Origin of the sequence: Janibacter endophyticus (assembly GCF_016888335.1) — a bacterium.
Lineage (GTDB): Bacteria > Actinomycetota > Actinomycetes > Actinomycetales > Dermatophilaceae > Marihabitans > Marihabitans endophyticum.
On the sequence record NZ_JAFEJG010000004.1, the window covers coordinates 319,254 to 333,370 of the forward strand.

The 14,117-nt window shown below is 72.6% G+C and carries 14 protein-coding genes and 1 tRNA gene; 8 read left to right on the forward strand and 7 right to left on the reverse strand.

Annotated elements, in window-relative coordinates; genetic code table 11:
• Positions 1–10: 10 nt before the first annotated feature.
• The 4 genes from JNO54_RS01570 (at position 11) to JNO54_RS01585 (ending at position 4,985) form a co-directional block, all read left to right on the forward strand.
• Positions 11–1,165 (forward strand): 4Fe-4S dicluster domain-containing protein, encoded by a 1,155-nt coding sequence (locus JNO54_RS01570; RefSeq protein ID WP_204142312.1) that lies wholly within the window; start codon positions 11–13, stop codon positions 1,163–1,165.
• On the forward strand, positions 1,162–2,355 hold the full coding sequence (gene nrfD / locus JNO54_RS01575; RefSeq protein WP_204142313.1) for an NrfD/PsrC family molybdoenzyme membrane anchor subunit: 1,194 nt from the start codon (positions 1,162–1,164) through the stop codon (positions 2,353–2,355). The genes JNO54_RS01570 and nrfD overlap by 4 nt, the downstream gene beginning before the upstream one ends.
• Before the next feature lie 104 nt (positions 2,356–2,459).
• Entirely contained in the window at positions 2,460–3,992 is a 1,533-nt protein-coding gene (locus tag JNO54_RS01580) for an OFA family MFS transporter (RefSeq protein WP_204142314.1), read from the forward strand.
• A 99-nt stretch (positions 3,993–4,091) separates the two neighbouring features.
• Entirely contained in the window at positions 4,092–4,985 is an 894-nt protein-coding gene (locus JNO54_RS01585; protein WP_204142315.1) for an SCO6745 family protein, read from the forward strand.
• Between the two features lie 54 nt (positions 4,986–5,039).
• On the opposite strand, the gene JNO54_RS01590 is transcribed toward JNO54_RS01585, so the two are convergent.
• The 3 genes from JNO54_RS01590 to JNO54_RS01600 all read right to left on the reverse strand — a co-directional run bounded on the left by JNO54_RS01590 (position 5,040) and on the right by JNO54_RS01600 (position 6,616).
• A complete protein-coding gene (locus tag JNO54_RS01590) occupies positions 5,040–5,444 on the reverse strand; it encodes a rhodanese-like domain-containing protein (RefSeq protein ID WP_204142316.1) in 405 nt (134 codons plus the stop codon).
• The gene (selD, locus tag JNO54_RS01595; protein WP_204142317.1) at positions 5,441–6,460 is read right to left on the reverse strand and encodes a selenide, water dikinase SelD; all 1,020 of its coding nucleotides are present in this window, start codon (positions 6,458–6,460) and stop codon (positions 5,441–5,443) included. The genes JNO54_RS01590 and selD overlap by 4 nt, the downstream gene beginning before the upstream one ends.
• Before the next feature lie 60 nt (positions 6,461–6,520).
• A tRNA-Sec gene (locus JNO54_RS01600) sits at positions 6,521–6,616 on the reverse strand.
• An 86-nt stretch (positions 6,617–6,702) separates the two neighbouring features.
• Between JNO54_RS01600 and selA the strand changes: the two genes are divergently transcribed.
• Together selA and JNO54_RS01610 are read left to right on the forward strand one after the other, a co-directional pair.
• A complete protein-coding gene (gene selA, locus JNO54_RS01605; protein ID WP_204142318.1) occupies positions 6,703–7,998 on the forward strand; it encodes an L-seryl-tRNA(Sec) selenium transferase in 1,296 nt (431 codons plus the stop codon).
• Entirely contained in the window at positions 7,995–9,830 is a 1,836-nt protein-coding gene (locus JNO54_RS01610; protein WP_204142319.1) for a SelB domain-containing protein, read from the forward strand. Before selA ends, JNO54_RS01610 begins: the two co-directional genes overlap by 4 nt.
• On the opposite strand, the gene JNO54_RS01615 is transcribed toward JNO54_RS01610, so the two are convergent.
• The 4 genes from JNO54_RS01615 to ppk2 all read right to left on the reverse strand — a co-directional run bounded on the left by JNO54_RS01615 (position 9,831) and on the right by ppk2 (position 12,629).
• The gene (locus JNO54_RS01615; RefSeq protein WP_204142320.1) at positions 9,831–10,169 is read right to left on the reverse strand and encodes a DUF952 domain-containing protein; all 339 of its coding nucleotides are present in this window, start codon (positions 10,167–10,169) and stop codon (positions 9,831–9,833) included. It abuts the gene before it with no gap.
• Positions 10,166–11,158 (reverse strand): LLM class flavin-dependent oxidoreductase, encoded by a 993-nt coding sequence (locus tag JNO54_RS01620; protein WP_204142321.1) that lies wholly within the window; start codon positions 11,156–11,158, stop codon positions 10,166–10,168. The genes JNO54_RS01615 and JNO54_RS01620 overlap by 4 nt, the downstream gene beginning before the upstream one ends.
• Before the next feature lie 53 nt (positions 11,159–11,211).
• The gene (locus tag JNO54_RS01625) at positions 11,212–11,643 is read right to left on the reverse strand and encodes a hypothetical protein (protein ID WP_204142322.1); all 432 of its coding nucleotides are present in this window, start codon (positions 11,641–11,643) and stop codon (positions 11,212–11,214) included.
• Positions 11,644–11,732: 89 nt separating this feature from the next.
• Positions 11,733–12,629 carry a polyphosphate kinase 2 gene (gene ppk2 / locus JNO54_RS01630; RefSeq protein WP_204142323.1) on the reverse strand — a complete coding sequence of 299 codons (897 nt, stop codon included), beginning with the start codon at positions 12,627–12,629 and terminating at the stop codon, positions 11,733–11,735.
• 229 nt (positions 12,630–12,858) lie between these two features.
• On the opposite strand from ppk2, the gene JNO54_RS01635 reads away from it, so the two are divergent.
• Together JNO54_RS01635 and JNO54_RS01640 are read left to right on the forward strand one after the other, a co-directional pair.
• The gene (locus JNO54_RS01635) at positions 12,859–13,476 is read left to right on the forward strand and encodes a thioredoxin-like domain-containing protein (protein WP_204142324.1); all 618 of its coding nucleotides are present in this window, start codon (positions 12,859–12,861) and stop codon (positions 13,474–13,476) included.
• Entirely contained in the window at positions 13,476–14,108 is a 633-nt protein-coding gene (locus JNO54_RS01640; protein ID WP_204142325.1) for a DUF305 domain-containing protein, read from the forward strand. The genes JNO54_RS01635 and JNO54_RS01640 overlap by 1 nt, the downstream gene beginning before the upstream one ends.
• Positions 14,109–14,117 lie beyond the last annotated feature (9 nt).

Sequence of the window (14,117 nt, forward strand, 5' to 3'; positions counted from 1 at the left end):
GTGAGCTCCCGTGAGCTACCTGAGCCGACAGCTCTCCGGCCGCACCGACGTCGCCCTCGACGCGGGGTGGACCGACGCACCGGCCCGCAAGGGCTTCTTCACGGACACCTCGATCTGCATCGGCTGCAAGGCCTGCGAGGTCGCCTGCAAGGAGTGGAACGCGCTCCCGCTCGACGGGCTCGCGCTGACCGGCAACTCCTACGACAACACCGGCGACCTCGGCGGGAGCACCTGGCGGCACGTCGCCTTCGTCGAGCAGAGCCAGGACCGGATCGAGGCGGCCCGCGAGTCGGGCCGGCAGCTCGTCGACCTCGGGATGCCGGGTATCGGCGCACCCCTCGAGGCTCGTTCCTCGCACCTCGGGGAGCAGGGGCCACCGCAGCGCGGCGGGACGCCGGCGGGCTACGGCACGCTGCCGGCCCCGATCGAGGGCCACGGCCCCGACCTCACGGACATGCTCGCGGCCGTCGAGAACCCGGCCACCGTCACCGGGCCGGGCGAGGACCTCGGCACGACGGTCGACGGGACACCGATGGTCGGCCCGCTGCCGGAGTTCCGCTGGCTCATGGCCTCCGACGTCTGCAAGCACTGCACGCACGCCGGCTGCCTCGACGTCTGCCCGACCGGTGCGCTCTTCCGCAGCGAGTTCGGCACCGTCGTCGTGCAGGCCGACATCTGCAACGGCTGCGGCTACTGCGTCGGCGCGTGCCCCTTCGGCGTCATCGAGCGGCGCACCGGCGAGGGCGCGGAGTTCCGCGGTCAGGCCGAGGACGCGCACGTGCCCAACATCGGTGTCGCCCAGAAGTGCACGCTCTGCTACGACCGGCTCGGCCACGACCAGACGCCGGCCTGCGCGCAGACCTGCCCGACGACCTCGATCAAGTTCGGCGACCACGCCGACATGGTCGCCACGGCCAAGGAGAGGGTCGCCCAGCTGCACGAGCAGGGCTTCACCGAGGCTCGCCTCTACGGCGCCAACGAGCACGACGGCGTCGGCGGGACCGGCTCGGTCTTCCTGCTCCTCGACGAGCCCGAGGTCTACGGCCTGCCGCCGGACCCGGTCGTCGCGACCGCCTACCTGCCCGACATGTTCCGCAAGGCCGGCATCGCCGCGCTCGGCATGATCGGCGCCGCCGCCATCTCCTTCCTGGGAGCCCGACGATGAGCACCTCTGCGTACGACGCCTACCGCGACCCCGACACGACCCGTCGAGGCTCGTCGCAGAGCTCCTCGCACCTCAGGAACCGGGACCAGAGGCGCCGCCGCGACCCCGCTGTCGCCGGCGCCGGGAGCGGCCGACGCGAGGGCTCCGTCGCGGCCCGCGCCAACGACTGGCTCACCGGTGGTGGGCGTGGCCGTGGCGAGCGCGCGGTCGTCCCCGAGGCGCAGTTCAGCTCGTACTACGGCCAGCCGGTCGTCAAGCCGATGCCGTGGAAGCACGAGATCCCGGCGTACCTCTTCCTCGGTGGTGTCGCGGCGTCCTCCGGCATGATCGGGGCCGGCGCCCACGCCATCGGTCACGAGGTGCTGCGGCGCAACGCACGACTGACCTCGATGGTGGCCGTCGGGCTCAGCGGCGGCGCGCTCATCATGGACCTCGGCCGCCCGGAGCGCTTCATCAACATGCTCCGCACGATGAAGCTCACCTCGCCGATGTCGGTCGGCACGTGGATCTTCAGCGGCTTCAGCGCCTTCGCCGGGCTGTCGACCGCGGCGGAGCTCGACCGGATGCTCGGTGGCTCCTCAGGCGGCAAGGGGTTGCCCGTCGTCGGCGGCCTGCTGCGCACCGCCGAGCCGATCGGCAGCCTCGGGTCCTTCGCCTTCGGCCCGCCGCTCGCGGCGTATACCGCGGTGCTGCTCTCCGACACGGCGACCCCGCTGTGGTTCGAGTCTCGGCGCAGCCTCCCCTTCGTCTTCGTCTCGTCCGCGTCGATGGCGGCCAGCGGCATCCAGATGGCGCTCACGCCGACGCGCGAGACCGCCCCGGTGCGCCGACTCGCGATGCTCGGCGCGGCCGGCGACTTCCTCGCCGTCGAGGCGATGGAGAAGCAGCTCAAGGAGGTCGGCGTCGTCGAGCCGCTCCACCACGGCACCGCGGGCCGGATGATGAAGACAGCCAAGGTCCTCACGGTGGCCGGCGGTGTCGGGTCGCTGCTCGCCGGCCGCTCCCGCGTCGTCGCGGTCGCCTCGGGGCTCGCCCTGGCCGCCGCCTCCGCACTGACCCGCTTCGCCGTGGTCGAGGCGGGCATCGAGTCGGCCAAGGACCCCCGGTACACCGTGGGCCCGCAGAAGGCACGCCTGGCCGAGCGCCGCCAGCAGGGCCTGGTCCACGACAGCATCACGACGGCTCACTGACCACAAGGGGTCACTCGTACCCCTATGATCCCACCAAACTCACCAGGCGATCCAGCCTGATGAGCACGAACACGCCTTCGTCAGCGTTGCCGAAAGGACGCCACATGTCAGCCCTCAACTTCCTGGATCGCAGGCATACGATCGCCCCGCACGGGTACAACCGGTGGCTCATCCCCCCCGCCGCTCTGGCGATCCATCTCTGCATCGGACAGGCCTACGCGACCAGCGTCTACAAGACATCGCTCGTCGAGCACTTCAACAGCTCGCTCACCGCGATCGGGCTCATCTTCTCCATCGCCATCGTGATGCTGGGGCTGTCGGCGGCTGTCCTGGGGACCTGGGTGGACCGCAGCGGCCCGCGCAAGGCGATGTTCGCCGCCGCCTGCTGCTGGGCGGTCGGCTTCCTCGTGGGCGCCCTCGGCATCGCCACCAAGCAGCTGTGGCTCGTCTACCTCGGCTATGGCGTCATCGGGGGCATCGGCCTCGGTATCGGCTACATCTCGCCGGTGTCGACGCTCATTAAGTGGTTCCCGGACCGGCCGGGTCTGGCCACCGGCATGGCGATCATGGGCTTCGGTGGTGGCGCGATGGTCGCTGCACCCGCCTCGCGCCAGCTGCTGTCCTTCTTCGACCCAGCCTACGACCCGACGGACTCGGGGTCGCTCGCCGACGGCCACGCGCTGACGATGCTCTTCGTCACCCTGGGCATCATCTACTTCCTCATCATGATGATCGGCGTCTCCAACGTCCGCGTCCCCTATGACGGCTGGAAGCCGGACGGATTCGACCCGAGCACCGTGAAGAAGAAGCAGCTCGTCACGGATGCGCACGTCTCTGCGGCCAACGCCATCAAGACCCCGCAGTTCTGGCTGCTGTGGGTGGTCCTCTTCTGCAACGTCACGGCCGGCATCGGCATCCTCGAGCAGGCCAGCCCGATGATCCAGGACTTCTTCCGCAACGCCGACGGCACCTCCTCGGTCACCGTCGCAGCGGCTGGTGGCTTCGTGGGTCTGCTCTCGCTCTTCAACATGGCCGGTCGCTTCGTCTGGTCCTCGACCTCCGACAGGATCGGGCGCAAGCCGATCTACATGGTCTACCTCGGGCTCGGGATCGTGCTCTACCTCGCGCTGGCCCTCATCGGCAGCACCGCGGTGGCGCTCTTCGTCCTCTTCGCCGCCATCATCATTTCCTTCTACGGCGGAGGCTTCGCCACCGTCCCGGCCTACCTGCGGGACCTCTTCGGCACCTTCCAGGTGGGCGCGATCCATGGCCGGCTGCTCACCGCCTGGTCGGCCGCCGGCGTCGCCGGGCCGCTCATCATCAACGGTTTCCTCGACGCACAGGGCAAGCCCGGCGGCCTCGACGCGAGCGCCTACCGGCCGGCCCTGCTGACGATGGTCGCAGTGCTCGTGGTCGGCTTCATCGCCAACCTGCTTATCCGTCCGGTCGCCGACCGCTACCACGAAAAGGGGGACGTCCAGGTGCTGCCTTCTGCGGACGAGGCGCTGCACGGGGACGGCGGCACCGTCGCTCACGGCGGCAGCTCGCGTGTCATCCTCTCCTGGGCCGTGGTCGTGGCCCTGCTCGCGTACGGCGTCATCATGACTCTCATCACCGCGGCGCGTCTCTTCACCTGAGCCGCTCAGGGCAGGAACGAAGGGGGGAGGCCCAGCCTCCCCCCTTCGTCCTCTCAGCGGGCAGCTCCGACCCACCCGTCCACCGCCTACGGTGGGCGGGTGAGTGCTTCTGCCGCCCGGTCCGCGTACGAGACCCTCGAGCCCTACCACGTCGTCTCGTACTTCAACCCGCACAACGACCGCGAGGCCGAGCCCCTTCGCCTCTCGAGGGCGGGCATGTACGTCGGCGGCCGGGCCGCGCCGCTCGGTCGGGTGCCGGCGTCGGTCGTCGCGGCGACCTTCTACAACTTCCACCCGAGCCTGATCTCCTTCGGCTGGACCGAGGTCCTCTCGGCCGGGGTCGACGAGGTCGACGCGGCCCGCACCCGGGCGGTCGACGCGTCGCTGCGCGACGCCCTGGGCGAAGGCGGTGCCCTGAGGTGCGACGAAGGAGCCTCGAAGGGGGTGAGCTCGCCCGACCTCTCGAGCGTCACCGGGGCGCTGCGGGCCGGGATCGTCGAGGCGAGCTACGCCGGTCGGCCGCTCGCGGCCGCCTGGGCCGCCGCGCCGTGGCCGGACGAGCCGCACCTCCAGCTGTGGCACGCGATCACGATCGTCCGGGAGCACCGGGGTGACGGTCACATCGCCGCGCTCGTGCTCGCCGACCTCGCGCCGGTCGAGGCGCTCGTGCTCCACGAGGCGCCGCACCCCGACCCGGCGCTGCGTCGCAAGACCCTCGGCAAGCGCCTCGTCCTCGCGACCCGGGGCTGGGACGAGGAGGACTGGACGAGCGCGACGGACTCGCTCGCCCGACGCGGCCTGCTCGACGGCGGCGGCGCGATGACCACCGCCGGCGCCGAGCTTTACGACCGGCTCGAGCGCGAGACCGACGCGGCCGCCGCCGGCCTGTGGGCCGCGGTCCCCGAGGCCGACGAGACGATCCGGCGCGCCCGCCCCTTCGTCAAGGCCGTCATCGACACCGGCTACCTCCCCGGCACCACCCGCCGAGATTGACCTGACACGCGGCGGGGCGAAGCCCGCCACGCGTGTCAGGTCAATCTCGGCGGGTCACTCGCGGACGTCGGGGGGACCGTCGTCGACCGGCAGGCCCGCGCCGATCCACGACTCGACGCCGCCGATGACGTCGGTCGCGTCGACCCCGAGCGCCCGGAGCGAGACCGCGGCCAGGCTCGAGCTGTAGCCCTGGCGGCAGAGCACCACCACCCGCACTCCCGGCACCGCCTCGGGGACCCGGTACGGGCACGTCGGGTCGAGACGCCACTCGAGCACGGTGCGGTCGATGACGAGGGCGCCGGTGACCTCGCCCTGGCGAGCACGCTGGGCGGCGGTCCGGGTGTCGACGAGCAACGCCCCCGCGCGCTGGGCGCTCGCCGCCTCCTCCGGAGTCAGCCGGGCCAGCCCCTCGCGCGCGGCGACGAGGTGACGGTCGGCGGCGTATCCCCCTTCGCTCACCGGACCTGGACCCGGACGCCCGCACCGAGCGAACCGGCGGCGACCGTCTCGCCGACGACCGGAGCACCGGGCACCTCGCCGACGACGAGCAGCCCGCCGGAGGTCTGCGCGTCGGCGAGCAGGATGAGCTCCTCCTCGGAGACGTCCTCGGCGAGCAGGTGCGGGCGCACCCACTCGAGGTTGCGGCGCGAGCCTCCGGGGACGTGCCCGGCCGCGAGCGCCTCACGCGCGCCCGCGACGTACGGCACGGCCGCGGCGTCGATGACCGCAGCGACGTCGCTCGCCCGGCACATCTTGTAGAGGTGCCCGAGCAGGCCGAAGCCGGTGACATCGGTCGCCGCGCGCACCCCCGCGGCCAGGGCGGCCTGCGAGGCATTCCGGTTGAGCGTCGTCATGACCGCGACCGCCTCGTCGTGCATCGTGCCGGTGCTCTTGTGGTGGTTGTTGAGGATCCCGAGGCCCAGTGGCTTGGTGAGGCTGATCGGCAGGCCGGGCGCGGCGGCGTCGTTGCGCAGCAGGCGATCCGGGTCGGCGGTGCCGGTGACGGCCATGCCGTAGATCGGCTCGGGGTTGTCGATGGAGTGTCCGCCGATGACGGGGCACGACGCCTCGGTCGCGACCTCGAGCCCGCCGCGGAGGACCTCGGTGAGCAGCTCGATCGGCAGGACGTCGCGCGGCCAGCCGACGAGGTTGATCGCCATCACCGGGGTACCACCCATGGCGTAGACGTCGGAGAGCGCGTTGGCGGCGGCGATCCGGCCCCAGGCGAGCGGGTCGTCGACGACGGGGGTGAAGAAGTCGGCGGTCGAGATCGCGGCGAGCCCGTCGGCGACCCGCACGGCCGCCGCGTCGTCGCCGTCGTCGAGCCCGACGATGACCTCGGCGCTCGGCGCGGGGATCGACCCGTGCAGGCCGGCGACGATCTGCTCCAGCTCACCGGCCGGGATCTTGCACGCGCACCCCCCGCCGTGGGCGTACTGCGTCAGTCGGAGCGAGCCTGCCTGCGTCGTTGCCATGGGCCCACCCTACGAAGGGGTGGCCGCAGGTCTCCCTGCGGCCACCTCTTCGGCGGTGGTTGGCGGAGGCGGACGGGAATCGAACCCGCCAGACCGAGATGCTCGGTCTCACCGGTGTTGAAGACCGGGGGGCCCACCAGGTGCCCAGACGCCTCCGCCGACCACCCTAGACGGGGCCCCGGGCGGGTGTCGGGGCGGGCGGTGAGCGACCGGCACCGGGCATCAGTTTGTAGGGTGCGGTCATGCCTGACGACCAGCGCCGCCTCGTCCCACGGACGGACGCCGTGCTTGCCGCGCCCGAGATCGTCGCGGCGCTCGGCCGCCACGACCGCGCCGTCGTCAAGGCCGCCGTCGTCGCCGCGCAGCAGCAGGTCCGCGCGGGCACCCTCGACCCGGGAGAGATCGTCGGGGCCACGCTCGCGGCGCTGCCCCGGCGGGCGAGCAGCCTCACGCCGGTGCTCAACGCGACCGGGGTCGTCGTCCACACCAACCTCGGTCGGGCGCCCCTCTCCCCCAGCGCGGTCGAGGCGATGATCGACGCGGCAGGTTATGTCGACGTCGAGATGGACCTCGGCTCCGGCGTCCGCTCGAAGCGTGGCGCCCAGGCCCTCGCCGCCCTGCGCGCCGCCGTCCCCGACGCCGAGGACGCCCTCGTCGTCAACAACGGCGCCGCCGCCCTCGTCCTCGCGACGACCACCTTGGCCGCCGGGCGCGAGGTGGTCGTGAGCCGCGGCGAGATGGTCGAGATCGGCGACGGCTTCCGCCTGCCCGACCTCATCGCGAGCACCGGCGCCCGGCTGCGCGAGGTCGGCACGACGAACCGCACCCACCTGCGCGACTACAGCGACGCGATCGGCCCCGAGACCGGCTGCATCCTCAAGGTCCACCCGAGCAACTTCCGGGTCGACGGCTTCACGAGCGCGGTCGGGCTCCGCGCGCTCACCGACCTCGGGGTGCCCGTCGTCATGGACGTCGGCTCCGGCCTGCTCGCGCCCGACCCGGCGCTGCCCGACGAGCCGGACGCCGCCACGGCGCTGCGCGAGGGCGCCCACCTCGTGACCGCGAGCGGCGACAAGCTCCTCGGCGGTCCGCAGGCAGGCATCATCCTCGGGCGCGCCGATCTCGTCGAGCGGCTGCGCCGACACCCGCTCGCCCGGGCGGTGCGCGTCGACAAGGTGACCCTCGCCGCTCTCGAGGCGACGCTGCGCGGCGCCGCGACCCCGGTCGCCCAGGCGCTGCACGCGAGCGCCGAGGACCTCCTCCTCCGCACCCGCTCCCTCGCCGAGGCGCTCGGCCGCGAGGTCGTCCCGGTCGACGGTCGGGTCGGCGGCGGCGGGGCGCCCGGCGTGCCGCTGCCCGGCCACGCCGTCGAGATCCCCGTGGACGCCGTCGCCCGGCTCCGGCAGCCCAGCAGCTCCTCGGTCGCGGCGGTCGTCGCCCGGGTCGAAGGGGGACGAGGTCTCGTCGACCTGCGCTGCATCCCGGCGGCCTCGGACGAGGCCCTGCTGGCCGCCCTGCGTCACGCCCTCGACGCATGAGACGCGTCCTCGCGACCGCGGGCCACGTCGACCACGGCAAGTCGACGCTCGTCCGGGCGCTCACCGGCCGCGACCCTGACCGGCTCGCCGAGGAGCGGGAGCGGGGGCTGACGATCGAGCTCGGCTTCGCGTGGACGCACCTGGGCGACGGCGCGAAGGGGGTCGAGGTCGCCTTCGTCGACGTGCCGGGGCACAGCCGCTTCATCGCGACGATGCTCAGCGGGATCGGCCCGGCCCCGGCGGTCGTCCTGGTCGTCGCCGCGGACCAGGGCTGGCAGGCGCAGACGAGCGAGCACGTCGAGGCGGTCGCCGCGCTCGGCATCCGTGACCTGCTCCTCGTCGTCACCCGCAGCGACCTCGCCGACCCGGAGCCGACGCGCGCCGATGCCCTGGCCCGCCTCGCGGATCGCGGCTGGACCGACGTGCCGTCGGTGTGCGTCTCGGCGACGACGGGCGAGGGCCTCGACGAGGTGCGGGCCGCGCTCGCCGACCTCGCTCGGCGCCTGCCCGACCCCGACCCCGGGGCACCGGTGCGGATGTGGGCCGACCGCTCCTTCACCATCGGCGGCGCGGGCACGGTCGTCACCGGCACGCTCGGCGACGGGACCATCCGCGGCGGCGACGCGCTCACCCTGCTCGACCCCCGCAGCGGTGCTCACGAGGTGACCGTCCGCGGGCTGCACAGCCAGGACGAGCAGCGTGACGCGGTGAGCGGTGTCGCCCGCACCGCGGTCAACCTGCGCCGCGTCGGCACCGACGCCGTGGGACGCGGCGCCGTCCTGCTCACCCCTGGCGCCTGGGCGCTCGGACGGACGGTCGACGTCGCCGTCCCCTCCGCCGACCTCCCCGAGGAGCTCACGCTCCACGTCGGCAGCGCGGACCACCAGGTCGCGGTGCGTCCCCTCGGACCCGCCCACGCCCGGGTCCGCACCGAGGTTCGGCTGCCGTGGCAGGTCGGTGACCGGCTCATCCTCCGCGACCCCGGCAGTCGTCGGCTCTGGGGGGCGCGGGTCGTCGACGTCGAGCCGCTCCCCCTTCGCCGGCGGGGTGCCGCGGCCGCGCGCGGCGAGGCGCTCTCGAGCGGCGACCTGCGGGCCGTCAGGCTCGCCGAGCACCGGGTGCAGCACGTCGAGGACCTCGATCGGCTCGGGCTGACCGGGCAACCTCCCGCGGGCCGGGAAGCCGGCGGAGGGCCGGGACGCGTCCCGGGCCACGACGGGCTCCCCGGTCGCGACGCGGTTCCTCGGGCGACGGAGGTGCGGGTCGACCCCTTCGTCGTCGACCCGGTGGCCTGGGCCGGCTGGCGAAGGGAGATCCGCCGGCTCGTCGACGACCTCGCCTCCCGCGACCCGCTGAGCGCGGGCGTGCCGGTGGCCGAGGCCGCGGGGCGGCTCGACGTGCCGGAGACCCTCGTGCCCGAGCTCGCCGCCGCCGAGTCCCTCACGATCACCGCGGGACGGGTCCACGGGGAGCAGGCCGGCCTCGGCCCGGCCGAGGCCGGGGTCGCCGAGCTCGAACGACGACTCAAGGACTCCCCCTTCGCCGCCCCGGAGCGCCAGGACCTCGAGAACCTCGGGCTGGGCGCGAAGCAGCTCGCCGCCGCCCACCGGCTCGGTCGCATCCTGCGGCTGCCCGACGACGTGGTGCTCCTCCCCGACGGGCCGGCGCGGGCGATGCGTGAGCTCGCGGCGCTGGAGCAGCCCTTCACCCTCAGCCAGGCACGGCAGGCCCTCGGGACGACGCGACGGGTCGCCGTGCCGCTCCTCGAGCACCTCGACGGGCGCGGCTGGACCCGGAGGGTCGACGGCCGGCTGCGCGAGGTCGTTCGCTAGTCAGCGGACCAGGCGCTCCACGCTCACCACCACGCCGACGGGCAGGTCACCGCCGTACACGTGCGGGAAGAGGTCGGCCCCCGGCACCGGGCGCTCCCGCCTGACCGAGAGCCCGTGCGCGCCCAGGCGATCCACGTCGATCGACAGGACCACGAGCGGCTCGGTGACGTCGCCGTAGTACCGGGCGACGACCCCGTCGAGCTGGTCCTGGTCCTCGCAGGCGTGGAGGTAGCCCTCGTCGGCGATGCTCACGCCGAGGGTGGACGTCCGGTAGACCCCGACCTGCTGCGCCTGCGCCCACTCCCGCTCGAGCGCGAGGTGCAGGATCGTGCCGCTCACGCGGACGCGATGTCGGCGAGCAGGTGCAGGGTCCGCTCGCGAGCGTCCCGGCCGGAGGCGGCGTTGGCGACCATGAGCTCGTCCGCGTCGGCGAGCCGCTGGAAGTCCGCGAGCCCCTCGGCGACGCGCTCCCGCGCCCCGTGCACCGTGTAGGTCGCCATGTGCCGCGCCTGCTGCCCGACGGGGGTGTCCATGAGCTCGGCGACGATGTCGTCGTCGAGGTCGGCGTGGGCGAGCTGCGGCACCCGGCGGGCCAGCGAGCGCACCCGCGAGCTGAGCGCCTGCCGCCGGAGGGCGTCGGCCTCCTCGTCGGTGTCGGCGGCGATGACGTTGAGCGCGGCGATGACGTACGGCTCGGCCAGCTGCTCGCTCGGGCGGAAGCCGTCGCGGTACGCCCGCACCGCCGCCTGGAGGTGGTCCGGCGCGAAGTGCGAGGCGAAGGCGTACGGCAGCCCGAGCTGGGCCGCGAGCTGCGCCCCGAAGAGCGAGGAGCCGAGGATGTAGATGGGCACCCGCGTCCCCTCGCCGGGGTACGCGTGGATGCCCTCGATCCGGGTCTGGTCCGAGAGATAGCCCTGGAGCTCGAGGACGTCCTGGGGGAAGCGGTCCGCGTCGGCCGGGTTGCGGCGCAGCGCACGCATCGTCACCTGGTCGGTGCCCGGCGCCCGCCCGAGACCGAGGTCGATCCGGTCGCCGTGCAGCTCGGCGAGCGTGCCGAAGGCCTCCGCCACGGTGAGCGGCGCGTGGTTGGGCAGCATGACACCGCCGGACCCGACCCGGATCCGCTCGGTGCGTGCCGCGACGTGCGCGATGAGCACCGCCGTCGCGGACGACCCGATGGAGCGCATGTTGTGGTGCTCGGCGAACCACAGCCGCTCGAAGGTCCCGAGCTCGTCGGCGACCTGCGCGAGATGCACGGTGTCGGCGAGCGCCTCACCGATGGGCTGGCCCGAGCGGACCATGGCGAGATCGAGCAGGGACAGACGCATCAGGGCACCTCACGGGACGACGGGGGACTCCCTCGCCACGATAGGCGAGCGGGTCACGAGTAGAAGGGCCGGTCCTCGTCCGCGGGGTCGCTGACGTGCGGCTGCTCCCGGGTCTCGGCACCGGGCGCGTCGTAGGTCGCGAGCACCACGCCGTCGTCGTCCTCGACGCACAGCGAGGAGCGCGAGGCGCGCTGGAGCGACTCGGTGATCCGCTCGATCTCGACGTCCTCCGGCTCCCGGCCGAGGGAACCGGTGAGAGCCGCACGGACACGGTCGAGCACCCCTTCGCGATCGAGGTCGCGGGCGACCGCGGCGACGGCGACGAGGGCCTCGGCCTGCGCAGTCAGCGGCAGCGCACCCTCCTCACGGTGGGTGTTGAGCACGAGCCGCTCACCGGTCGCGGCGATGTGCGGCTCGCTCGACGGCTCCGGCTCGGCGGCCGGGGTGGTCACGAGGTCCGGGTTGGGCTGCGGTTCCTGGGTCATGCCTCCAGCATGGCCCGGCGGGTCGCGCCGCGGCGGGGACGACGGGGGGTCCTTTGCAGGATCCCCCGTCGCACGTCACGGATCGCGCCTCAGTCGCCGACGGTCTTGCGGCCTCGTCCGACGATCTTCTTGTCCGGGGCGAACACGACGGAGTCGTCGCGGCCCTCGTACTCGAACTGGTTGAGGAAGAAGCGCATCGCGTTGATCCGGGCGCGCTTCTTGTCGTTGGAGCGGATCGTCGTCCAGTGGGCGTGGCGGGTGTCCGTGCGGTTGAACATCGCCTCCTTGGCCTCGGTGTAGGCCTCCCACTTGTCGAGCGACTCGAGGTCCATCGGCGAGAGCTTCCACCGGCGCACGGGGTCGAGCTGGCGGATCGCGAAGCGGGTCCGCTGCTCCTGCTGGGTCACCGAGAACCACAGCTTGGTGACGTGCAGCCCCGACTCGGCGAGCGTGCGCTCGAAGCGGGGAGCGTGGTCCATGAAGGTCTCGTACTCCTCGTCGGTGCAGAAGCCCATGACCCGCTCGACGCCGGCGCGGTTGTACCAGGACCGGTCGAACATCACGATCTCGCCGTTCGTCGGCAGGTGCTGGACGTAGCGCTGGAAGTACCACTGGCCGCGCTCACGGTCGTTCGGCTTGTTGAGCGCGACGACGCGAGCACCACGGGGGTTGAGGTGCTCGGTGAAGCGCTTGATCGTGCCTCCCTTGCCGGCGGCGTCGCGGCCCTCGAAGACGATGACGAACTTCTGGTCGGTGTCCTCGGCCCAGTACTGGAACTTCAGCAGCTCGACCTGGAGCTTGTACTTCTCCTCGTCGTACTCCTCGCGGTCCATGAGCTCGTCGTAGGGATAGTCGTCCTTCCACGTCTCGACGGCCTTCCCGTCCGGCATGAGGAGGACCGGGTCCTCGTCCTTCGCCCCGCCGACGGTGTACCCCTTCGCCACCAGGTCGTCGATGAACTCCCGAAGCCCCATCTTCTGCGCCATGCCTCCATCCAACCATCGTCCGGCGAACGGGGGACGGGGTCATCCGAAGCCCACGTGCTGCTGAGGTACGACGAAGGATCCTCGCAGCATGACCGGGTGACATGGGCGGGACCAGCCCTCCCGTCAGGCGAAGGGGGGTGAGGTCGCGTCCCGAGACTCATAGAACGTTCAGGGACCTCGTGAAGGATGATGGGCCGCAGCCCCTCCCCCTTCGCCCTCCCGAGGAACCATGACCAAGAAGAAGACCGCCAACGCCCGTCAGGAGCGCCTCGAGGCCGCGCGCCGCGAGCAGCAGGCCGCGGAGAAGAAGAAGACGTTGATCCTCTACGGGGCCGCGGCCCTGGCCGTCGTCATCATCGCCGGCGCCGTCTTCTGGGCCATCGCCAACGACGAGGGCCGCAAGATCGCGGCGAGCGGGACGATCGAGGGCGTGCAGACGTACGAGTACGCCGGCGGCGCGCACACCCCGGAGCAGGTCGACTACGCCGAGACCCCGCCCGTCGGCGGCGAGCACGACGCCGCCTGGCTCAACTGCGGCATCTACGACAAGCCGGTGCCGAACGAGAACGCCGTCCACTCCCTCGAGCACGGAGCCGTCTGGATCACCTACCAGCCCGACCTCGCCGCCGACCAGGTCGACAAGCTCAAGGACCTCACCCCGCAGACCTACGGCCTGCTCTCCCCCTTCGCGGACATGGACAGCCCGATCACCATCTCCGCGTGGGGTCACCAGCTCAAGGTCGACTCGGCGGAGGACGCCCGTATCGGCGCCTTCATCAAGGAGTACCGCCAGGGCCCGCAGACGCCTGAGCCCGGCGCTGCCTGCACCGGCGGCGTGGACGCCTGATGAGCCCGAGGACGATCGTCGCCGCCCTCGTCACCCTCGCGATCGGGCTGGCGTCAGGGGTCTTCATCGGCCGCACGTCCGGCAACGGCGGGGCACCCGGCGACCTGAGCGTCGACGCGGGCTTCGCGCGGGACATGCAGACCCACCACGACCAGGCCGTCGAGATGAGCCTGATCGTCCGCGATCTCACCGACGACGAGGACGTCCGCCAGATCGCCTACGACATCGCCCGGACCCAGGCTCACCAGTCCGGCCAGATGGCCGGCTGGCTCCAGGCGTGGGGTCTGACCCCGACGAGCTCGCAGCCGGTCATGGGCTGGATGGACGAGCACAACCACGTCGGTCACGGCGACATGCCCGAGACCGCCGAGGGCGCGCTCATGCCGGGCATGGCGACCGCCGAGGAGCTGACGCGACTCAAGGGCCTCGAGGGCCAGGAGGCCGAGGTCTTCTTCCTCCAGCTGATGATCCGGCACCACCAGGGTGGGGTCCCGATGGCCGAGGCCGCCGTCGACAGCGCCTCCGAGCCCGAGGTCAGCCGCCTCGCCCAGACGATCATCGACAGCCAGGGCGTCGAGATGGAGACGATGACGACGATGCTGCAGGAGCGCGACGCCGAGCCCCTGAGCTGACCACGGCTG

What these genes read in the sequence shown, in the direction of transcription:
- nrfD (WP_204142313.1), top strand. Translation starts at nt 1,162, where the DNA reads ATGAGCACCTCTGCGTACGACGCCTACCGCGACCCCGACACGACCCGT.
- JNO54_RS01580 (WP_204142314.1), top strand. Translation starts at nt 2,460, where the DNA reads ATGTCAGCCCTCAACTTCCTGGATCGCAGGCATACGATCGCCCCGCAC.
- selD (WP_204142317.1), bottom strand. Translation starts at nt 6,460, where the DNA reads ATGGCAACGACGCAGGCAGGCTCGCTCCGACTGACGCAGTACGCCCAC.
- selA (WP_204142318.1), top strand. Translation starts at nt 6,703, where the DNA reads ATGCCTGACGACCAGCGCCGCCTCGTCCCACGGACGGACGCCGTGCTT.
- JNO54_RS01610 (WP_204142319.1), top strand. Translation starts at nt 7,995, where the DNA reads ATGAGACGCGTCCTCGCGACCGCGGGCCACGTCGACCACGGCAAGTCG.
- JNO54_RS01620 (WP_204142321.1), bottom strand. Translation starts at nt 11,158, where the DNA reads ATGCGTCTGTCCCTGCTCGATCTCGCCATGGTCCGCTCGGGCCAGCCC.
- JNO54_RS01625 (WP_204142322.1), bottom strand. Translation starts at nt 11,643, where the DNA reads ATGACCCAGGAACCGCAGCCCAACCCGGACCTCGTGACCACCCCGGCC.
- ppk2 (WP_204142323.1), bottom strand. Translation starts at nt 12,629, where the DNA reads ATGGCGCAGAAGATGGGGCTTCGGGAGTTCATCGACGACCTGGTGGCG.
- JNO54_RS01635 (WP_204142324.1), top strand. Translation starts at nt 12,859, where the DNA reads ATGACCAAGAAGAAGACCGCCAACGCCCGTCAGGAGCGCCTCGAGGCC.
- JNO54_RS01640 (WP_204142325.1), top strand. Translation starts at nt 13,476, where the DNA reads ATGAGCCCGAGGACGATCGTCGCCGCCCTCGTCACCCTCGCGATCGGG.